The following is a 19,851-nucleotide window of genomic DNA, read 5'->3' on the forward strand; positions in this document are numbered from 1 at the left end:
GGCCGGGCCGTGCGCTTTGACGGGGTGTCCGCCTTGGGCCAACATGAAAAAGCCGCGCTGCTTCCAGCGCGGCTTTTCCAACTCTTGTGGCGCGGCCAAACTCAGGCGGTGCCGCCCTCTGCCGCGTCTTCCATGCGGACGCGGAAGGGCTGGGTCTCGCCCTGTTTCAACTCGCCGAGATAGATGGTCTGATGCGGGAAGGGGATCTCGATGCCGCGGGCGTCGAACACCTCTTTCAGCACGCCGTTGTAGGCCCGGCCCACGCCCCATTGCGTGCCCGGCACGCATTTGATCCGCGCGCGCACGACCACGGCGCTGTCGCCGAAGGCGTTGATGCCGAACCACTCCAGATCGCCCATGATCGACTTGGCCTGCTCGGGATCGCCGCGCAGCTGCTCGAACCCGTCGAGCATGGCCTGTTTCACCTCTTCGATGTTCTCGCGGTAGGCAACGCCCATGTCGCAGACGAAATAGCCGAATTCGCGCACGTAGTTGGTGACCATATCGACCGAAGAGAAGGGGATAACGTGGAACGCCCCGGTGACGTCGCGCAGGCTGACCGACCGGATGGTCAGACGCTCGACCACGCCGGTTGTGCCGCCCACGGTGACCACATCGCCGACGTTCATCGCGTTCTCGAACTGGATGAAGATGCCGGTGATGATGTCCTGCACCATCTTCTGTGCGCCAAAACCGATGGCAAGGCCGAGCACCCCGGCAGAGGCCAGCAGCGGTGCGATATCGAGCCCGACCTCCGACAGTACGAACATCAGGGTGATGACGATCAGCGCGATGGTCGCGGCGTTGCGCAGCAGGGTCAGCAGCGTGCGCTCGCGCGCGGTGGCGACCGAGCCGAACTCGGGGTTGAGCCGGTAGTCGACCCAAGACGTCAGCGCGACCCAGACCGCGAAGGACACCAGCAGCACCGCCGCGACCGAGAACAGCGTCGAGGTCAGCTGCAGGCCGATCTGGCTGGCCAGCCAACCGCGCAGGTCGATGAGGCTGATCGCATTGAGCGCGAAGACCACCACCAACACGAAGATCACCAGCCGCAGCACGAAGAGCGTCTTCGGCACGAAGGTGTTCAGGCGTTTTTCGAGCAGCGGCAGCCGCGCTGTGACGGTCTCGGGCAGTTGCACGCCGCGCACCATCACGCGGGTCAGCACGCCCGAAAGCACCATGCCCAGCAGCGCCACCAGCAGCACTTGGCCGGAGTTCAGCAGTGAGCGGAAGGCCGCGTCGCCGGGCTGCACCAGCACCAGCACCAGCATGGTCAGCAGGTAGAGCAGGGCGGGCCAATGCCAGTGCTGCACAAGAAACGCGAAGGCGCCGCGCTTCTTTTTCGGCTCCGGGGCGCTGTCGGCCATGGGAAACTCTTCGGGCGCGGCAGAGGTCGGGGCCTCTGGGGCTTCCGGGGCCTCGGCCTCTTCAGCAAGGCGCATCTCCTGCGCGTGCTCGGCCTCGGATTGCCCGCCACGTTCCAGCCAGTCGGCCACGGCACGGCGGTTGCGCAGCACCAGCCAGATCGCCAGCCCGACGACGATGAGCGCGATCAGCGCCGAAGTGGCGCGTCCGGCAGAGACCGAGACATTGGCGTTGATGATCGGCACGATTAGCAGTTGGCCATAGCCGACAAGCCCGACCATGAAGTTGAGGCGGCTGGCGAGATATTTCGCCGCGACGTCAGACACCGGCAGCGGCCGCAGATTGCGGGCCGAGGGCGAGAGCGCCAAGCGGACCACGACTTTCGACAGTTCGACCAGCAGGAAGGCGTTGAGATAGAGCGTCTGGCGGATGCCGATCTGCCCGAAGTTGCCAAGCAGCAGCGTGGCGATCAGATAGCCGACGGCCCATGCGATGATCACGATCGCCGCGTCGATCAGCGCCGAGGCGACGAACAGCAACGCGGTGCGCAGCGCGCCGGACTCGCGCGCCGAGGCGCCCATACGCGCGTAAAGCGCCTTGCCCATCCGGCGCAGCACCAGAAACACCGCGACCGTGGCGACGATGATCAGCGCCAGCTCTTTCAGCGCCTCGAGCAGCACGCCCGCCTCGCTGCCGTCGAGCCCTTCGAAGACGCGCGGCGCGCGGGTGAGTTGCGTCCAGCCCGCTTCGGCCTGCGCGGCGACGCCTTCGGCGGCCTCTTGGGTGATCAGCGCGATGCGGCGGCTGAAAGACAGGCTTTCGGCAGGGGCGGCCTCGTCGCCGGCCAAGGTTTCGACGATCTGGTCGCCTGCGCTCTGGTCGCTTTCGGTCTGCGCCGCGCGCAACTCGGCGATCAGCGCGTCGCGGCTCTGATCGTCTTCGATCACTTCGAGCAGAAGGTCGAGCTTGCTGGGCTGGGCGGAGGGGTCAGAGGCGGCTGTTTCGGAAGCGTCGGCGCTAGAACTCTGCGCTTGGTCCTGAGCCTGGGCCACTGTCGGGGAGAAGGCGCTAAACGCCAAGGCGGCTAGGATCAGCAAGGCTGCGATCCCGGATCTTAGTACTGTCATGTCACCACGTTCGATTACCAAAATTCACTGCGGCGTCCCTGCGTCAATCGGGCGGGAATGAACACCGCCGCTGGGTCACGCCGTCGTGAGCGCTGGGAGGAGGAGGGCTGCCTGTGCCCGCAGGCAGCTAGCCCGGCGCGGCGCGATGGCCAGCGGGGGTATGCTGCAAATACGCCGTTGAAAAAAATGTCATCGCCGGGGAACCAGACGGCTGCGGCTGGCGTTAGGGACAGTGGCCGCCAATAAAGATACAAGCAGGGACAAGGCAGACAGGGTGAAAGACCTTCTCGACGATCCGGATGTGATCCGGGACAGCAACCTCAGGGATGCGCTCCGCAGTGCGACCTCCGCCCCGCACGCCCGTCTGGATGGACAGCTTGCCGGGCTCGACCTGACCGACCCTCAGGCGCGCCGTGACTTCTGCGAGGTGCAGAGGCGCGGCTTTTCGCGTTTGGGCGAAGCGTGCCACTGGCACGCCGCCGAAGCCAGCGATGCGCTGATCGCGACCCTGCGCGCGCTCGACGTGGATCTTGGCCGGCCGCTGGAGCGATCCGGACCGGGCAGGGACCTGCCTTTGCATTCCGACGCGGTGGCCTATCTGCTGCTCGGCTCGCAGCTCGGCGCGGCGATGCTCCGCCGCTCGATGCCGGAGCCGCCCGAGCGCGGCTATTTCGCGCTGCCGCCCGCGCGCGGCGCATGGCGGGCCTTCTGCCAACGGCTCTCGGCCCAGCCCGCTCGATGCCCCGAAGCGCAGCGCGTGCTGCGCGACGCCATCCGCGCCTTTTCCATTTTCGAATACGAGGCGCGCGCCGTGCTGACCGCGCCCACCGCCGGAGCAACATGAACAATTCCTTCATCTCGACCGACACGCCCGTCGATCTGACCAATTGCGATCGCGAGCCCATCCACCTTCTGGGCAATGTGCAATCCTTCGCCGCGCTGATCGCCATCTCTGCCGACTGGATCGTGCAGCATGTTTCGGACAATACCGGCGCATTGCTTGGCCTTGAGGCAGAGAGCCTGCCCGGCGTCAGCCTTACCGAGAAGCTTCCGCGCGACACGGTGACCAAGCTGCGCGAAAAGCTTGGCGGCACCAGCCACGACAACGCGGTGGCGCGCATCTTTTCTATGGATGTTTTCGAAGACGGGCGGCTGTTCGACGTCAGCGCGCATCAATCCGGACCGAGCTTTATCTTTGAGTTCGAGCCGAAGGTGCGCGAGGCAAAAGAGGACGAATTGGCCCTTGTCACGCCGATGCTGCGCCGGGTCTCGGCGCAGAAGGATCTGGTCAGCGCCTCCGAGGAAGCGGCGCAGCAGTTGCGCGCCCTGACCGGCTTTGACCGGGTGATGGTCTATCAGTTCGGCCCCGAGGGCGACGGCACGGTGATCGCCGAGGCCAAGGACGGCGCGGATGCCGAAACTTACATGGGGCTGCACTTCCCCGCCTCCGACATCCCGCGTCAGGCGCGGGCGCTTTATAAGCGCAGCCTGCTGCGGCTTATCGCCGACGTGGATGACGAGGTCTCGGCTATCGTCCCGCAGCAAAGCCCCGAGGGGCGACCGCTTGATCTGTCGTTGTCGATGTCGCGGGCGGTGTCGCCGATCCACCTTGAGTACCTGCGCAATATGAATGTGCGCGCCTCGATGTCGGTGTCGATCATCATTCGCGGCGAGCTTTGGGGGCTTTTCGCCTGCCATCACCGCGCGCCGCTGCATGTGGACTATGAGCGCCGCACGGCGGTGGAGCTTCTGGCGCAGTTCTTTGCCTATGAGCTGGAGCGGCAGGAAGCCAAGGCGACCAGCGACACGGTGGGCCGGGCGCAACGCCTGCATGACCGGCTGATGATGCAGGTCAGCTCGGGCGACGGGCTCGCGCAGAGCTTTCCGAACATCGCCCGCGAGATCGGCAAGGTGATCCCTTTCGACGGCATCGCGCTTTATTCCGACGGCGATTATTCGACGCAGGGGTCCGCCCCGTCGAAAGAGCAGTTCCAGACCATCGCGCGGTTCCTCAATACCGCTGCGGCCAGCCGCGTCTATGCGACCGACTGCCTGTCGGCGCGGCTGAAGTCTATGGACAGCCTGCTGCCCGATTGCGCCGGGATCCTTGCCATTCCGGTGTCGCGCACGCCGCGCGATTACATCGTGCTGTTCCGCTCCGAGGTGGTGCGACAGGTAAACTGGGCGGGCAATCCCAACAAGCCGGTCGAGGTCGGCCCGCTGGGCGCGCGGCTGACCCCGCGCAAGAGCTTCGAGACGTGGAAGCAGGATGTGGCGGGCCGGTCTGAGACTTGGTCGCAGACCGCGCTGAAGGCTGCCGAGGCGATCCGCGTGACGCTGCTTGAGGTGGTGCTGAAGCTGTCGGATGAGGTCAACGCCGAGCGCAAGCGCGCGCAGGACCAACAGGAACTGCTGATCGCCGAGCTCAATCACCGGGTGCGCAACGTGCTGGGGTTGATCCGCTCGCTGGTTGGCCAGTCGCGGCGTTCGGCGCAGACCATCGAAGAGTTCACCGCCGCTGTCGACGGGCGCATCCACGCGCTGGCGCAGGCGCATGATCAGCTGACCTCGACCGAATGGCATCCGGTGGCTTTGCGCGAGCTGCTGAAGGTCGAACTGGGCGCTTATATCGCGGGCGAAGAGCACCGCGTGACGATCACCGGAAAGCCGGTGCTGCTGGCACCCGAGGCGTTCTCGACCATGGCGCTGGTGCTGCATGAACTGGTCACCAACTCGGTCAAATACGGTGCCCTGTCGGTGCCGGCGGGCCGTGTGGATGTGGCGCTCGAGCGGCTGCCCGACGGGCTGCAGCGCATCGCTTGGACCGAGACCGGCGGCCCTGCCGTGCGGGCGCCCGAGCGGCGCGGTTTTGGCACCACGATCATCGAGAAATCCATTCCGTTCGAGCTCAAGGGCAAGGCCGAGGTGCATTTCGAGGTGACCGGCCTGCGCGCCGAGTTTCTGCTGCCCGAACGCTATGTCACCGAGGCGCCGGAACCGGCCCCCATCGAGGCGGCGGCGGCGCCAGAGGCCCCTGCGGTCAGCGAAGACGGCATCTCGGGCGTGGCGCTGGTGGTCGAAGACAATATGATCATCGCCATGGACGCCGCCGACATTCTGTCGGACCTCGGAGCCGAGACGGTGCACACCGCCTCTTCGGTGGCCGAGGCCATGCGCATCATCGACGCGCATCCGGTGCAGGTGGCGGTGCTGGATGTGAACCTCGGGTCGGAAACCAGCCTGCCGGTGGCCGAGATGCTGGCGGCGCGCGGTGTGCCCTTCGTGCTGGCCAGCGGCTATGCCGGGCAGTCGGACTGGCTGTCGCGCTTCCCCAAGGCGCCGATGACCAGCAAGCCTTTCACCATCGAGACGCTGACCAAGGCGGTGGCGCGGTTGGCCAAGTAAGCGTGGCCGCGGGGCGCGGGTAGGTCTGGTCTCAAAAAGGTAAGTTAAAGCTGCGAGGGCAGGGATTGGTCAGGCCAGAAAGGTCAGGCCGCCTTGCCCTCATTCTTTTTGTCGCTGCCGATCTGCGCGCGCAGGCTGTCCACCGCGGCGGCGGCTTTTTCCCCGGCGTCCGTCAGCGCATCAGCCAGCGTCTCTGCCCGCTCGGGATCGACGCCGCGGCGCAGGATATTGGCGGCGCTGGTGGTCACGGCGGTGAGATTGCTCAGCGTGTGGAAGAGCTCGCTCAGCGAGGTCAGCATTTTGCGGTCTTCGAAGGTCTGTTCGCTGCGGTTGCCGCCCGGGGCCTGGCCGATCATCAGCGACGACAGCGCCAGCACACGGTTGACCTCGCCGTCCTGCCAGTCGAGCGGGACGATCTCGACCTCCCAGATGCTTTCGCCGGTCGTTGGCCCGGTGAACGCGCCGATGAAGCTTGCGGGCTTGCCTTCGAAGGCACTGCGCACGGTGGCCTCGGCCTTCTCGCGCTCGGCGCCATCCCAGAAGGTCGTCCAGACCTGACCGCAGATCGTCTCTGCATCGACGTTCAGCAATTCGAGCCCGCGTTTGTTGATCGCCATGACCTTGCCGTCACGGTCGAGAATCTTGGCGCAGACAGTGCTGCGCTGCGCGAGATAGCCCATCGCTGTGGACAGGGCAGAGGCTTCGAGGCTGCTGTCGGCGAGAATCATTTCGAGAGGTCCGAGAGGAGGAGCAGTTGGTCGTTTACCGGTAGTAAACATAGCCGCTGGCATACCAGTCGCGCAACACTTCTGATGTGGTCGATGAGCATTTTTTCAGCAGTTGGGATATTGCGCGAGGGTTGCCAGATGCGGTCAGAAAAGGGTGAGGGGATCAGTGAAAGTCCCTGCTGAGAAAGAGTTTTTTCGCCTGCTCCCGCGGGTGCCTCGCGCTGCCGCCGACCGGCCTGCGGGTCTCATCGGCGCGCCCGTCGTTGGTTTCTATGGTGGCTCCAATAGGGATCGGCCCGCCCAGTTCCGACAGCAAAGGCGACAGGTCCTCGACGTGTTCGGCAATCAGATGCGTGACCACGCCCTCGCGCTCGAGCCGGCCAGTGACGCGCAGCAGGCGGCCTGCGATCACCGCCTTGCGGAAGGTCTCGTAGATCTTCGTCCAGACCACAACATTGGCGGTGCCGGTCTCATCCTCCAGCGTCAGAAAGATCACCCCCGAGGCGGTGCCGGGGCGCTGGCGGGTGATCACCAGCCCGGTGGCGGTGATGCGCTGGCGGTGCGGCACGGTGCAGAAGCGGTCATGCGGCAGGCTTTCCGGCAGGCGCGGGCGCAAAAGCTCCATCGGGTGGGCGCGCAAGCTCAGGCGCAGCGAGAGGTAATCCTCGACCACCTCCTGTCCCAGCGTCATGGCGGGCAGCACCACATCGGGCTCGGCGGCACCTTCGCCATCCTCGCCAAAGAGTGGCAGGGGTTTGGGCGCGCGCAGCGCCTTGGCGGCCCAGAGTGCATCGCGCCGGGTGAGGCCAATGGCGGCAAAGCCGTCGCCCTCGGCCAGCCGCTCCAGCGCGGCAGGCTTCACCCCGGCGCGGCGCCAGAGGCTTTCCACATCGGGATAACCGTTGCCGCGCGCCGCGACGATCCACGCCGCATCTTCCTCGCGCAGCCCCTTGATCTGCCGAAACCCCAGCCGCAGCGCGAGGCTGCCATCGGGGCGCGGCTCGAGCGTGTTGTCCCAGTCCGAATGGTTCACCGAAACCGGCCGCACCTCGACGCCATGCTCGCGCGCGTCGCGCACCAACTGGGCAGGGGCGTAGAACCCCATGGGCTGGGCGTTGAGCAGCGCGCAGGTAAAGATCGCCTGATGGTGCTTCTTCAGCCAGGCCGAGATATAGACCAGTCGCGCAAAGCTGGCGGCATGGCTTTCGGGAAAACCATAGCTGCCGAAGCCCTCGATCTGGGCAAAGCAGCGCTCGGCGAAATCCCCGGCATAGCCGCGCGCCAGCATCCCGGAAACGAAGCGGTCGCGGAAGGCGCCGATGGTGCCCATGCGCTTGAAGGTGGCGAGGCTGCGGCGCAGCCGGTCGGCCTCGGCGGGGGTGAAGCCGGCGGCGACCACGGCGATCTGCATCGCCTGCTCCTGAAACAGCGGCACGCCATAGGTGCGGCCCAGCACTTCCATCATCGCCGGGCCAAGGTCTTCGACCGGCTCCTTGCCCTGACGGCGGTTGATGAAGGGATGCACCATGCCGCCCTGAATGGGGCCGGGGCGCACGATGGCGACCTCGCACACCAGATCGTAGAACCGTCGCGGCAGCATCCGCGGCAGGAAGTTCAACTGCGCCCGGCTTTCCACCTGAAACACCCCGATGGCATCGGCATGGCAGAGCATGTCATAGACTTTTGGGTCTTCGGTGGGGACATTGGCCAGCGTCAGATGCTGGCCCCGGTGCTGCACCAGCAGGCCAAAGGCCTTGCGGATGCAGGTCAGCATCCCCAGCGCAAGGATATCGACCTTCAACAGCCCCAGCGCGTCGATGTCGTCCTTGTCCCATTCGATCACCGTGCGGTCGTCCATCGCCGCGTTCTCGATCGGGCACAGCTCGTCGAGCCGCCCGTGGGTGATGACGAAGCCGCCGACATGCTGCGACAGATGCCGCGGAAAGCCGATGATCTCTTCGATCAGCTTGGCGGTCATCAGCACCCGGTCGTCGCTCGGGTCGATCCCGGCGTCGCGCATGCGGTCCTCGTCGGGGGCGGAGGATGACCAGCCCCAGATTTGCCCGGCAAGCCGCGCGATCACGTCCTGGCTCAGCCCCATCACCTTGCCCACCTCGCGGATCGCCGCGCGCGAGCGGAAGTGGATCACCGTGGCGGTGAGCCCGGCGCGCTCGCGCCCGTAGCGGTCATAGATCCACTGGATCACCTCTTCGCGCCGCTCGTGCTCGAAATCCACGTCGATGTCGGGCGGCTCGCCGCGTTCCTTAGAGATGAAGCGCTCGAAGATCAGCGTGATGCTCTCGGGCGGCACCTCGGTGACGCCAAGCAGGTAGCACACCACAGAGTTCGCCGCCGAGCCGCGCCCCTGACACAGGATGCCGCGCGAACGGGCAAAGGCGACGATGTCATGCACGGTCAGGAAATAGGGCGCATAGCCCATCTCGCCGATCAGCCGCAGTTCCTTTTCCACCCGGTGCACGATCTTCGGCGGCGGCCCTGCGGGGTAGCGCCAGTGCAACCCCTCGCGCGAGAGCCGCTCCAGCCGGTCCTGCGCGGGCTCGCCGTTCTGCGCCTCGTCCGGGTATTGATAGCGCAGCTCATCGAGGCGGAAGGCGCAGCGATCGGCGATCTCGGCGGTGCGGCGCAGGGCGGCGGGGTAGCGGTGGAAGAGCCGGGCCATCTCGGCGCCGGACTTCAGCCGCCGTTCGCCATTGGTCAGCCGCCGGGTGCCGATGTTGTCGATGGTGCAGCCTTCGCGCAGGCAGGTCAGCACATCGGCCAGCGGACGCCGGGCCGAGCGGTGCATCAGCACATCCCCCACCGCCACCAGCGGCAGGCCGGTCTGCTGCGACAGCCGGGCAAGATGGTCGAGCCGTATCTGGTCGCGCCCGTCATAGACCGGGGCGGCGCCGATATAGGCCCGGCCCGGACAGCGCCGCAGCATCTCGCGCAGCTCAGGGTCAAGCTGCCGGCTGTCGGGCTCCAGCGGATCGGGCGGCAGGGCGATGAGGATCATCCCCTCGGATGCGGCGTGCAGATCGGCGCGGGTGAGATGGCATTCGCCCTTTTCGGCACGGCGCTTGCCTAAGGACAGCAGCCGCGTCAGCCGCGCCCATGCGGCGACGTCGCAAGGCAGGGCGAGCCAGTCGAGCGCGCTGTCGGTCAGCACCAGCCGCGCGCCCGCGATGAGCCGGGGCAAGGGGCGCTCGGGGGGCAGCATGGGGGCCGGGCCGGGGGCGGTCTGCGCCACGCGCTGGCGGCTCGACGGGTCGGTCAGCGACTGCGAGCGGATCGCCGGAGCCTCGCGCGCTTCGGCCTGCGCCGCCGCCAGCGCCTCGCCGCGCAGCCGCTCCAGCTCCTTCAGCGCCGAGAAGGCGCGCACCACCCCGGCCACCGAATTGCGGTCGGTGATGGCGATGGCCTCGAGCCCCAGCTCGGCGGCACGGGTCACCAGCTCCTCGGGGTGCGAGGCGCCGGTGAGGAAGGTGAAATTGCTGGTCACGCACAGCTCGGCATAGGGGGTCATGGCACGGGCCTCATGCGAATTCCCCCTGCACGAACCAGTCCTGCGCGCCGCCCGCGTCCCAGCCCGCCACCTGCGGCGTGTGAAACAGCCACAGCCGCGGTCCCTCGCGCGTCTCGATGCGCCAGTAGTCGCGGATGCCGGACCGCCATGCGGGATCGTCGAACCACCATTCAGGGGCGATCCGCTCGGGCCCGGTGGCGCGCAGGGTGGAAAAGCGCATGTTGCGCCAGCGGAACTGCGCGGGCGGATGGCCGGGCTGCGCGCCGCGCGCGCCGGTGACCATCTCGGGCGGGAACAGCAGCAGCGGGCGCGGCGGGCCGCGCCGGGGCGGCGGCGCTTCGGCCTCGGAATAGGCGGCGGGGGCGAGCAGGAAGCTGCGCTCGGGGATGTCGCTCTGTGCGGGCAGCAGGCGCTGCACCTGCTCAAAGCCCAGCCGGTTGCCAAGCCGCGAGATGAGATCGGCCAGCGCATCCTCGCTGCGCGGCTTCGGGCCGCCCAGAGTTTTGCCAGACCCAATTTTCCCGGACCCAAGCTGTTCGGGCGGCAGCGGCTCGGTGACCTCGGCGCAGAGCCGCATGGCGTCGATGCCGAAACCGGCCTCCACCTCGCCCACGCCCCTTTCGAACAGCGCCGCGATGCGGGCGGGATCGCGCATTGGGCGGGCGAGGCCGACGCGGACCTGCGCGGTCTCGCGGTCGACCCGGTGCAGCTCCAGCAGCAGGCGGCGCGCGCCGTGCTGATGCGTGCCGAGCTTGTCGCAAAGCCGTTCGAGCAGGCGGGTCAGGCCGGCCATCACATCCTCCTGCAGGCCGATGGGATCGGGCAGGGTCATGCGGACGCCGAAATGCGGCGGCTCGGGCGCGGCGTCCACCGGCTCGGAGCGGGTGCCGAGCGCCTGATCGAGCCGCATCACCAGCGCCGGGCCAAAGCGTTTGGCCAGCGGCGCGCGGGGCAGCGGGATGAGATCGGCGATGCGCCCCAGCCCGACGCGGGAAAGCGTCTCGGCGGTGTCATGGTTGATGCGCAGCGCCGAGACCGGCAGTTTGCCCAGCCCCTCGGCCAGCGCGCCCTCGGGGAGGATGCCGCCGCCGTGACGGGCGAGGGCGAAGGCCCCGCCGCGGCTGCCGGCGATGGCGCTTTGCGCCGCCAGCCCGATGCGCGCCAGTCGGCCATGCAGATCGGCGCGCAACGCCGCCTCGCCGCCGAAGAGATGCGGCACGCCGGTGACATCGGCGATGAGCCCATCGCTGCCGTCCCGCGCCACCAGCGGCGCATAGCGCCCGGCCCAGCGAAGCAGGCCCGAAAGCGCCGCCGCCTCGCGCGCCAGATCGGCGGGGCGGGTGGCCAGATCGGGGCAGAGCGCCCGCGCATCGGCCAGCGCCATGCCGCGCGCCAGCCCCTGCGCCTGCGCGCGCGGCGAGACGCAATGCAGATGATCGGCATTGCCCGACCGCAGGGTCAGGGCAAAGGGCCCCTCAACGGGCCGTCTGCGCAGGCTGATGTCGCTGGCCAGCCGCGGAAACCAGATGGAAAGCAGCCGTTTCGCCATGCCAGTCTACGGTCCAGAGTCTTAATGTTCCCTTTTTGTTCTTTATAAGTTCCCAGCCGTGCAGAGTTGAGTCCGCTGCGGGCGCGGGCAATTGTTCGCAGGCCCAGCGTGTCTCGGCGGCATTGCTGCCCTGACCGCTCTGGATCAGCATTAGCCCGGTGGTCTGCCCGGCCTCGGCGGCCAGTTGCAGGCGGCGCCCGGCCTTCAGCGACAGCACCTCCCCGGGCTCGGCCACCACCAGCCCCACGGCGGTGCAGCGCAGCGCCTCTTCGGCGGCCCAGAGCAGATCGGCCTCGCTGTGGGTGCGCACCAGATGCAGCCGCGCGCCAATGCCCTCGGGCAGGCCGCGCAGCAGCGGCAGTTGCGGCGCGTGCTGCGGGGTGATCCAGATCAGCGGCCCGGCGTGGCGACTGGCCTGAAACAGTGCAAAGCCGCGCCGCGCACGCCCTTCGGCCTCATGCACCCGGGCGGGGCAAAGGGCGAGCGGATCGGCCTCGGCAAGAGGCGCGCTGGCGGGCAAGGGGCGCATGATTGGACCTGTGGCAGCAGAGTCGGTGTGCGGGATGTTCAGGAACATTGCCAGAACATTCATGCCATGGGAAGCGCGCCGTCGTGCGTATTTAACAAAGAGAAGAAGGACCGGGCGCGGACCGGGCGCGTGTCATGTCCTTCTTCTCTTTGAAAATACGCCGGGGGTGAGGCGCGCAGCGACGAGGGGGCAGCGCCATGTCCGCCACTTCCTCTTGGCAAAAATATCCCCGCCGGAGGCAGGATCGCGCCGCGATCCTCCAGCGCCGCGCGGGTTCAGCCCCGGCTGTCGGGCAGCGAGATATTGGCCACCTGCTCGGCGATCGGATCGGTGCTCAGCGGGTGGGTCTCGGAGGCGTAATCATCATCGCCGCGCATCGGCTCCCAGCGACCGCGGCGGTAGATCTCCAGCGCCGAGAACTGCGCCTTGTAGCCCATCTTCGGCGAGCCGGGCACCCAGTAGCCCAAGTAGACATAGGGCAGCCCGGCCTCGCGCGCGATGTCGATGTGATCGAGGATCATCCAGGTGCCGAGCCCGGCCTTGGGCAGTTCGGGATCGTAGAAGGAATAGACCATCGACAGCCCGTCATCGAGCACGTCTGTCAGGCACACGGCGGCCAGATCGCCCCGATCGCCGTCGGTGTATTCCACCACCCGGCTGCGGATCGGAGTTTCTTCGATCATCGCGGCGAACTCGAAGATGTCCATGTCGGCCATGCCGCCATCGGCGTGGCGCGCGTCGAGATAACGGCGGAACAGCTCGAACTGGTCCTCGGTGGCCCAAGGGCTCGAGGCGCGGCGCTGCAAAAAGGCATTGCGTTTCAGCGACCGGCGCTGGCTTTTCGACGGGGCAAAGCGCCGCACGTCGATCCGCGCCGAGAGGCAGGCCGAGCATTCCGAGCAGGACGGGCGATAGAGCACATTCTGCGAGCGGCGGAAGCCCTGTTTCGAAAGGCTGTCGTTGAGTTTCTCCGCGCTGTCGCCCTGCAGCGCGGTGAAGAGCTTGCGCTCCATCCGGCCCGGCAGATAGGGGCAGGGTTGCGGCGCCGTGACGTAAAATTGCGGCGCGAGGGGCAGCGAATGGCGCATTTCGAGACCGTCCGGGCTGGTTGAAAGGAAAACGTAACAACGAATTTCCCAGCCGCCAACCCCGCGTAACCGGGCACATGCGGGTTTCACGACCTTGCTATCGGGAAAGCGCGAAAGATCGCCGGGCCCATCGCCGAAACCATGGGCGGCTGGGCGTCGCGCCTCTCGTCACTCGCTGCCGCTCTGATGCCGCGACATTCGCGCGGCGCGAGGTCAGCTGGCGGGGATGCGCAGCACCTGTCCGGGATAGATCTCGTCGGGGTCCGAGAGCATCGGCTTGTTGGCCTCGAAGATCTCGGCGTAGCGCGCGCCGTCGCCCAGCGTCTTCTCGGCGATCTTCCAAAGGCTGTCGCCGCTCTCGACCGTGTGGAAGTTCGGCGCTGGGCCCTCGGCTTCGTCCTCTACCTCGGCCACGCCCTCGATATTGCCCACCGCGAGGATCATCTTCTCGCGGGTTTCCTGATCCTTCGGCTGGCCGGTGATCGTCACCTTCGCCGAGCCCGGCTCGACCTTGATCGAGGTGCCGCTGGTGTCGAGGCCGAGATCGTCGAGTTCCTTGGCCAGCGCCGCCTCGGCGGGTGGGGTTTCGGGGGCGGCCTCGGCCTCGAGTTTCTTACCCTTGCCTTTGAGAAAGCTGAAAAGTCCCATGGTCGACATCTCCCGAAGAATGGCTTGCATTGAATGCGCGCAGTGTGGCGCAGCTTGCGCGGTGGGGCTACCGGAAGATGTCAGCTTTGGCGTGTGCCGTGCCGCCGCTTGGGACGCGGGGCGGGGCGCGAAGTGCTAGGCGTTGTTTATAAATGGAAAAACCTCAGGGTAGGTGAGCTGGCCGGTCCCATGCCTTCGGCTCATTTCCGCGCAGCGAGGGCCGTTCAATGCAAACCGCCCTCGCACGGGTGGCGAAGGCGGTCACTGGCTCAGGAGGTGCCCGGCGCCACAATGCGCGGCGGTTGAGCGCCCCCGTCACATCGCGCGGCGGTTCAGCGCCACGGTACCAAGCGCGAGGTCGGTGAGGCCCTGACCGCGTTCGGTGGCCAGCATGCAGACGATCGAGACGATCTGCAGCGGCGCGATCGAGACCGAGACCGTATAGCCCAGCGTGTGCAGCAGCGCCTGCGGCAGGCCGAAGCGCTGGCCCTGCCAGTCGCGGAATTCGATGGCCATCAGGCGCATGCCCCAGGTGGCCGAGCCATTGGCCAGCGTCGCGACGCGATAGCCGAAGCTGATCACCATCCAGATGGCGAAGAAGATGAACACGCCCAGAAAGGCGGTGAACAGCAGCGCGATGAAGACCAGCACGGCAACGATCATCGTATCTATGACCCAGGCCATGCCGCGCTTGAGCGCCACGCTTTCGTAAAATGCGCGCTGGTGCACGGGGTCGGGAAGCTGCGAATAGGTCGCGTCGGAATACATCTGTCTCTCTCGCTCGGGGTTGCTGTCGCGGGCGCGGCTCAAAGGTGGGGATGGCGCCGGGCCATGTCCAGTCTGCCGTGTCCAGTCTATCATTCTTGGCCCATGGCCCCCGGATCGGGGCCATGGTGCAGGGGTTGGGGAAGGGCGGCCCGCGATCAGGCCTCTTCGGTTTCGCCCTTTTCGCGCTCTTCGCGGGCGATGCGCGAGCGTTCGTCCATGAACTGGTCGAACTCGGCCTTGTCGCGGGCTTCGCGCAGACGCTGCAGGAAGTCCTCAAAGCTCTTCTGTTCGTCCTCGAGGCGGCGCAGCGTGTCGGCCTTATAGGCGTCGAAGGCGGCGTTGCCGCTGGGACGCATGGCGTTGAACCCGTGCTGGAAGGCGGTGTGACGCTCCGAGCGGCGGTGGCGGCAGGACTTTCCGAACATGCGTTTGCTCCAGATCATATAGGCAAGAAGGGCGAGGCCAATGGGCCAGAAAATCATGAAACCGAGGATCATGGCGACGATCCACGCGGGTTTGCCCCGCTGGTCGAGCCAGAACTCGGCACGTCTGAGCCAGCCGGGGTTGGCGGGCTGAGTGTAGTGCTGCGAGGCGGCGGTCATGGGTCGTTTCCTTTCGGTTCGGGTGATGTGAATGCTTTTCACATTACATCAGATCGGTATTCCGCCCGCCGCCTTCAAGGGGTGATGTGAAAGGTTTTTACATTTTTCGTGCGAGATGGTTCTGGCCGTCGGATGGTCGCGCTCAGGCCAAGGCGCCCGGCAGTTGGATCAGCCGAGCCGCGCCGCCCATTCCGCAACCGCAGAGGCCGCGCTTTGCAGATTGTCCTCGTGATCCAGACCCGAGACCCGCTTGCGCGGTTTGAGATCGTGATCGCCGTCCTCCAGCCAGTGCAGCGCGATCCGCTGGGGCAGCCCATAGCCCGCCACCTCTTCGCGCGTGCCGAAGGGGTCGCGCGTGCCTTGACAGATCAGCGTCGGCACCTGAAGCGCGGCCAGATGCTCTGTGCGCAGTTTCTCGGGCTTGCCGGTGGGGTGGAACGGGTAGCCGAGGCAGAGCAGCCCGGCGATATGTCCGTCAGCAAAGAGATCCTCCGCGATCAGGCTGGCGACCCGCCCGCCCATGGATTTGCCGCCGATGATCAGCGGGCCAGCGCAGGCCAGCGCCTGCACCGCCGCGCGGTATTCTTCCTGCAGCAGTTCCACCTTCGGCGGCGGACGCTTCGATCCGCCCTCGCGCCGCTGCGCCATATAGGCGAACTCGAACCGCGCCACGCGCAGGCCCTGCGCGGCAAGCAGCGCCGCGATCCGCTCCATGAAGGGGCTGTCCATCGCCGCCCCCGCGCCATGGGCCAGCAGCACCGTCACCCGCGCCGCCGCGTCGCCGGTCATCACGAAATCCATGGCGCCGCTCATTCGGTGAACTGCGCGGGCACCGCTCCGGTCAGACCGGGCAGCACATGCGCGTCGATGGCAAAGAGGTGACGGGGCGTGCCTGCGGCGGCCCAGACCTGCGGGAACTCCAGCAGGCGCGGGTCGATCCACGCCCGGATCGGATTGAGATGCCCCACCGGCGAGACGCCCCCGATGGCAAAGCCGGTCTGGCCCCGGATCAGCGCCGCATCGGCCTTGCCCAGCGGCTCGCCCGCCACCTCCGAGGCTTTCTGCGCACAGACACGGTTGCCGCCCGCGGTGAGGAACAGCACCGCATCGCCGCTGTCCTCGGCGCGGAAGATGATCGACTTGGCGATCTGGTCGAGATCGCAGCCCACGGCCTCGGCGGCCTCCTGCGCGGTGCGGGCCTGTTCCACCTCGACGATCTCCACCGGCAGCCCGGCGTCATCCAGCGCGGCGCGCACCCGTTTGAGGCTCTTGCTCATATCCGTCTCCTGTCTCTTCCGGCCAAGGGATAACGCCCCATGCGGCGGCGCGGCAAGCCGCTGATCGTCACTTGGGATTGCACAATGGCGCCACTCGTGGCCATCTGCCGCCATGAGTTTCGAAGCCGCCATCACCCGCCTGCCGCATCCTTTCGAGCCCGAACTCGGCGACGAGGCGCTGGCCGCCGCGCCTTGGGCCAAGGGCCAGATCGCCGAGTTGATCCGGGGCACCGGCGGCTCCAGCCCCTACCTCGGCGGGCTGATCCGCAAGGAAGCGGGCTGGCTGGAGGGCGCGCTCGACAACCCGCAGGACACGCTCGCGGCGCTCTGGTCGGATCTGCGCGGTCTCGACGGCGATTCCGGCGTGCCGCTGCGACAGGCCAAGCGGCGCGTTGCGCTGCTGTCGGGGTTGGCCGATCTCGGTGGGGTCTGGCCGCTGGAGCAGGTCACCGGCACGCTCACCGACTTTGCCGATCTGGCGGTGCAGGTCGCCCTGCGCGAGGCGATCGGGCGGGAGGTGAAACGCGGCAAGCTGCCCGGCGCCACCGAAGCCGACATCGCCACCGCGGGCGGCATGGTGGTCTTTGCCATGGGCAAGATGGGGGCGGGAGAGCTCAACTACAGCTCTGACATCGACCTCATCTGCCTCTTTGACGAAAGCCGCTACGGGCGCGACGATTACCACGAGGCGCGCGCCTCTTTCATCCGCGCCACCAAACGCATGAGCGCCACGCTCAACGATCTCACCGGCGAGGGCTATGTCTTCCGCACCGATCTGCGGCTGCGCCCCGATCCCGCCGTCACCCCGGTGTGCATGGCGATGGAGGCCGCCGAGCGCTACTACGAAAGCCTTGGCCGCGCATGGGAGCGTGCTGCATGGATCAAGGCGCGGCCCTGCGCGGGAGATCCCGAGGCGGGCGCGCGCTTCATCGACGCGCTGCGCCCCTTCGTGTGGCGCAAGCACCTCGATTTTGCCGCCATCAAAGACGCCCATGACATGCGCCTGCGCTACCGCGAGACCAAGGGGCTGACCGGGCCGATCACCCTGCCGGGCCACAATATGAAGCTGGGCCGTGGCGGCATCCGCGAGATCGAGTTCTTCACCCAGACCCGGCAGATCATCGCCGGGGGCCGCGATCCCGACCTGCGCGTGCGCGGCACGGTGCCGGGGCTGCGGGTGCTGGCCGAGAAGGGCTGGGTGCCGCCGCAGGTGGCCGAAACCCTCACCGGCCATTACCGCGCGCACCGCGAGATCGAACACCGCATCCAGATGGTGCAGGACGCCCAGACCCACGCGCTGCCCGGCAATGAAGAGGGCTTTGCCCGGCTCGCCGCGCTTGCGGGCCGGGACCTTGCGGAGCTGAAGGCCGATCTCAGGGCCCGGCTCGAGGACGTGCACGAACTGACCGAAGGCTTCTTCGCCCCCGAAAGCCGCAGCGAGCCGCAGGTGCCCTCGGCGCTGGAGCAAAGCCCGCTGGTGGCACGCTGGCCCAGCTACCCGGCGCTGCGCTCGAGCCGGGCGGTGGAGATCTGGGGGCGGCTGCGCCCCGAAATTCTCAGCCGCCTTGGCCGCGCCGCGAAACCCGAAGAAGCGCTCACCGCTTTCGACGGCTTTCTTGCGGGGCTTCCGGCGGGGGTGCAGCTGTTCTCGCTGTTCGAGGCCAACCCGCAGCTCGTCGATCTGCTGGTGGATATCGTCTCGGTCTCGCCCGATCTGGCGCGGCACCTGTCGCGCAACGCGCAGGTCTTCGACGCGGTGATCGGCGGGGATTTCTTCGCGCCATGGCCCGGGGCCTCAGCCATGGCCGCCGATCTCGCTGCGCGGCTGGGGGCCGAAGACGACTACGAGCGCCGCCTTGATCTGGCGCGGCGCTGGCAGCGCGAGGGGCATTTCCGCATCGGCGTGCATCTGCTGCGCGGCCTGTCGGAGCCGCAGGAGGCGGGCCAGCACTACGCGGAACTGGCCGAGGCGGTGCTCGCCGCGCTCTTTCCCGTGGTGCAGGAGGAGTTCGCCCGCAAGCACGGGCCCGCGCCGGGGCGGGGCGCGGTGGTGGTGGGTATGGGCAGCCTCGGCGCGGGGCGGCTGCACGCGCGCTCGGATCTCGATCTCATCGTGATCTATGATGCAGATGGGGTAGAGGCCTCCGACGGGCCGCGCCCGCTGCCCGCGCGCAGCTATTATGCGCGGCTGACGCAGGCGCTGATCACCGCCATGTCGGCGCCGATGGCCGAGGGCAAGCTCTACGAGATCGACATGCGCCTGCGCCCCTCGGGCAATCAGGGGCCGGTGGCGACCTCGCTCACCGCCTTCACTGAATACCAGCGCGAGAACGCATGGGTCTGGGAGCATCTGGCGCTGACCCGCGCGCGGGTGGTGGCCGGGCCGGGCGATCTGGCGAGCGAGGTCGAGGCGCGGCGGCGCGAACTGCTGGCCGGCCCGCAAGAGCAGGCGCATGTGCTGGGCGAGCTGTCGAAGATGCGCGCGCGCATCGCTGCCGCCAAGGGCGGGGGCGATCCTTGGGATCCGAAGCTGGGGCAGGGGCGGATGCAGGACATCGAACTAGTGGGTCAGGCCGGGGCGCTGCTCTCGGGCAAGGCGCCGCGGCGCACCGCGCGGGGTCTTGCCGCAGCGGCGCAAGAGGGCTGGCTGACCCGCGAGGAGGCCGATCACCTCGCCGCCACCTACCGGCTGTGCTGGAGCCTGCAGATCGGCGCGCGGCTGATCACCGAGGGCGCGCTCGACCCAGAGGAGCTGGGCGTGGGCGGCTGCACCTTCCTCACCGGGCTGGCCGGGGTCGAGGGACCGGAGGCGCTGCGCGAGAAACTGGCGCAGATGTCGGGCCGCGCGGCGCAGATCATCACCGCCGCGCTGCCGGAGCCCGAGGCATGAAGGGCGACGCGCTCGACCCCAAAGCGCTGATCGCCGAGGCCTACCGCATCGAAGGCATCACCTCTGAGGAATGCCGCTCGATCTTCCTCGACTGGGCGCTGTCGCTGCCCGAAGGCACGGACACGCAGGCGGCGCTGTCGGGGCTGATCGCGCGCCATGAGGTGCCGAGCCATCCGATGACCGCGGTGCTGAAGCAGGGGCTGGGCAAGGAGAGTGTCCCCCGGCGGCGCGGTGGCCGCGCGGCACGGCGGCTCTGAGACAACAGGTCTGAAGAGCGCCTGCGGCGCGCGTACTTTCAAAGAGAAGAAGGCAGGACCGTCGCGCGCTGCCTTCTTCTTCTTCTTCTCTT

General features: G+C 67.6%; 15 protein-coding genes. 4 read left to right on the forward strand and 11 right to left on the reverse strand.

Going from position 1 to position 19,851, the window contains the following annotated elements:
- Window positions 1-101 precede the first annotated feature (101 nt).
- Window positions 102-2,492 (reverse strand): mechanosensitive ion channel domain-containing protein, encoded by a 2,391-nt coding sequence (locus ACXAD2_RS15630; RefSeq protein WP_475171741.1) that lies wholly within the window; start codon window positions 2,490-2,492, stop codon window positions 102-104.
- 274 nt (window positions 2,493-2,766) lie between these two features.
- On the opposite strand from ACXAD2_RS15630, the gene ACXAD2_RS15635 reads away from it, so the two are divergent.
- Both ACXAD2_RS15635 and ACXAD2_RS15640 read left to right on the forward strand, forming a co-directional pair.
- On the forward strand, window positions 2,767-3,336 hold the full coding sequence (locus tag ACXAD2_RS15635; RefSeq protein ID WP_475171743.1) for a heme oxygenase-like domain-containing protein: 570 nt from the start codon (window positions 2,767-2,769) through the stop codon (window positions 3,334-3,336).
- Entirely contained in the window at window positions 3,333-5,897 is a 2,565-nt protein-coding gene (locus ACXAD2_RS15640) for an HWE histidine kinase domain-containing protein (protein ID WP_475171746.1), read from the forward strand. The genes ACXAD2_RS15635 and ACXAD2_RS15640 overlap by 4 nt, the downstream gene beginning before the upstream one ends.
- A gap of 83 nt (window positions 5,898-5,980) precedes the next feature.
- On the opposite strand, the gene ACXAD2_RS15645 is transcribed toward ACXAD2_RS15640, so the two are convergent.
- From ACXAD2_RS15645 to ACXAD2_RS15690, 10 genes are all read right to left on the reverse strand, one after another.
- Entirely contained in the window at window positions 5,981-6,625 is a 645-nt protein-coding gene (locus ACXAD2_RS15645; protein ID WP_475171749.1) for a PAS domain-containing protein, read from the reverse strand.
- Window positions 6,626-6,788: 163 nt separating this feature from the next.
- Window positions 6,789-10,151, reverse strand: a complete 3,363-nt coding sequence (locus tag ACXAD2_RS15650) for an error-prone DNA polymerase (RefSeq protein WP_475171751.1) — start codon at window positions 10,149-10,151, stop codon at window positions 6,789-6,791.
- A 10-nt stretch (window positions 10,152-10,161) separates the two neighbouring features.
- A complete protein-coding gene (locus ACXAD2_RS15655) occupies window positions 10,162-11,700 on the reverse strand; it encodes a Y-family DNA polymerase (protein ID WP_475171753.1) in 1,539 nt (512 codons plus the stop codon).
- A complete protein-coding gene (locus ACXAD2_RS15660) occupies window positions 11,627-12,229 on the reverse strand; it encodes an ImuA family protein (RefSeq protein ID WP_066107045.1) in 603 nt (200 codons plus the stop codon). The genes ACXAD2_RS15655 and ACXAD2_RS15660 overlap by 74 nt, the downstream gene beginning before the upstream one ends.
- 275 nt (window positions 12,230-12,504) lie before the next feature.
- Window positions 12,505-13,317 (reverse strand): arginyltransferase, encoded by an 813-nt coding sequence (locus ACXAD2_RS15665; protein ID WP_066105560.1) that lies wholly within the window; start codon window positions 13,315-13,317, stop codon window positions 12,505-12,507.
- A gap of 213 nt (window positions 13,318-13,530) precedes the next feature.
- Window positions 13,531-13,965, reverse strand: coding sequence for a peptidoglycan-binding protein LysM (lysM, locus tag ACXAD2_RS15670; RefSeq protein WP_066105563.1), 435 nt, complete (start codon window positions 13,963-13,965; stop codon window positions 13,531-13,533).
- A gap of 315 nt (window positions 13,966-14,280) precedes the next feature.
- Window positions 14,281-14,733, reverse strand: a complete 453-nt coding sequence (locus tag ACXAD2_RS15675; protein ID WP_066105567.1) for an RDD family protein — start codon at window positions 14,731-14,733, stop codon at window positions 14,281-14,283.
- A gap of 155 nt (window positions 14,734-14,888) precedes the next feature.
- On the reverse strand, window positions 14,889-15,335 hold the full coding sequence (locus ACXAD2_RS15680) for a DUF2852 domain-containing protein (protein WP_066105570.1): 447 nt from the start codon (window positions 15,333-15,335) through the stop codon (window positions 14,889-14,891).
- A 168-nt stretch (window positions 15,336-15,503) separates the two neighbouring features.
- A complete protein-coding gene (locus tag ACXAD2_RS15685) occupies window positions 15,504-16,136 on the reverse strand; it encodes an alpha/beta family hydrolase (RefSeq protein WP_475171757.1) in 633 nt (210 codons plus the stop codon).
- A gap of 8 nt (window positions 16,137-16,144) precedes the next feature.
- On the reverse strand, window positions 16,145-16,612 hold the full coding sequence (locus ACXAD2_RS15690; RefSeq protein ID WP_224899465.1) for a YbaK/EbsC family protein: 468 nt from the start codon (window positions 16,610-16,612) through the stop codon (window positions 16,145-16,147).
- Between the two features lie 112 nt (window positions 16,613-16,724).
- Between ACXAD2_RS15690 and ACXAD2_RS15695 the strand changes: the two genes are divergently transcribed.
- Both ACXAD2_RS15695 and ACXAD2_RS15700 read left to right on the forward strand, forming a co-directional pair.
- Window positions 16,725-19,502 (forward strand): [protein-PII] uridylyltransferase family protein, encoded by a 2,778-nt coding sequence (locus ACXAD2_RS15695; protein ID WP_475171759.1) that lies wholly within the window; start codon window positions 16,725-16,727, stop codon window positions 19,500-19,502.
- Window positions 19,499-19,759 (forward strand): hypothetical protein, encoded by a 261-nt coding sequence (locus tag ACXAD2_RS15700; RefSeq protein ID WP_475171761.1) that lies wholly within the window; start codon window positions 19,499-19,501, stop codon window positions 19,757-19,759. Before ACXAD2_RS15695 ends, ACXAD2_RS15700 begins: the two co-directional genes overlap by 4 nt.
- Window positions 19,760-19,851 lie beyond the last annotated feature (92 nt).

The organism is Salipiger sp. ABN3_019, assembly GCF_056158605.1.

Bases quoted from the DNA above. Each gene is read 5' to 3' on its own strand.
- ACXAD2_RS15630 (WP_475171741.1), bottom strand. From the start codon at position 2,492: ATGACAGTACTAAGATCCGGGATCGCAGCCTTGCTGATCCTAGCCGCC.
- ACXAD2_RS15640 (WP_475171746.1), top strand. From the start codon at position 3,333: ATGAACAATTCCTTCATCTCGACCGACACGCCCGTCGATCTGACCAAT.
- ACXAD2_RS15645 (WP_475171749.1), bottom strand. From the start codon at position 6,625: ATGATTCTCGCCGACAGCAGCCTCGAAGCCTCTGCCCTGTCCACAGCG.
- ACXAD2_RS15650 (WP_475171751.1), bottom strand. From the start codon at position 10,151: ATGACCCCCTATGCCGAGCTGTGCGTGACCAGCAATTTCACCTTCCTC.
- ACXAD2_RS15655 (WP_475171753.1), bottom strand. From the start codon at position 11,700: ATGGCGAAACGGCTGCTTTCCATCTGGTTTCCGCGGCTGGCCAGCGAC.
- ACXAD2_RS15660 (WP_066107045.1), bottom strand. From the start codon at position 12,229: ATGCGCCCCTTGCCCGCCAGCGCGCCTCTTGCCGAGGCCGATCCGCTC.
- ACXAD2_RS15665 (WP_066105560.1), bottom strand. From the start codon at position 13,317: ATGCGCCATTCGCTGCCCCTCGCGCCGCAATTTTACGTCACGGCGCCG.
- lysM (WP_066105563.1), bottom strand. From the start codon at position 13,965: ATGGGACTTTTCAGCTTTCTCAAAGGCAAGGGTAAGAAACTCGAGGCC.
- ACXAD2_RS15675 (WP_066105567.1), bottom strand. From the start codon at position 14,733: ATGTATTCCGACGCGACCTATTCGCAGCTTCCCGACCCCGTGCACCAG.
- ACXAD2_RS15680 (WP_066105570.1), bottom strand. From the start codon at position 15,335: ATGACCGCCGCCTCGCAGCACTACACTCAGCCCGCCAACCCCGGCTGG.
- ACXAD2_RS15685 (WP_475171757.1), bottom strand. From the start codon at position 16,136: ATGGATTTCGTGATGACCGGCGACGCGGCGGCGCGGGTGACGGTGCTG.
- ACXAD2_RS15690 (WP_224899465.1), bottom strand. From the start codon at position 16,612: ATGAGCAAGAGCCTCAAACGGGTGCGCGCCGCGCTGGATGACGCCGGG.
- ACXAD2_RS15695 (WP_475171759.1), top strand. From the start codon at position 16,725: ATGAGTTTCGAAGCCGCCATCACCCGCCTGCCGCATCCTTTCGAGCCC.
- ACXAD2_RS15700 (WP_475171761.1), top strand. From the start codon at position 19,499: ATGAAGGGCGACGCGCTCGACCCCAAAGCGCTGATCGCCGAGGCCTAC.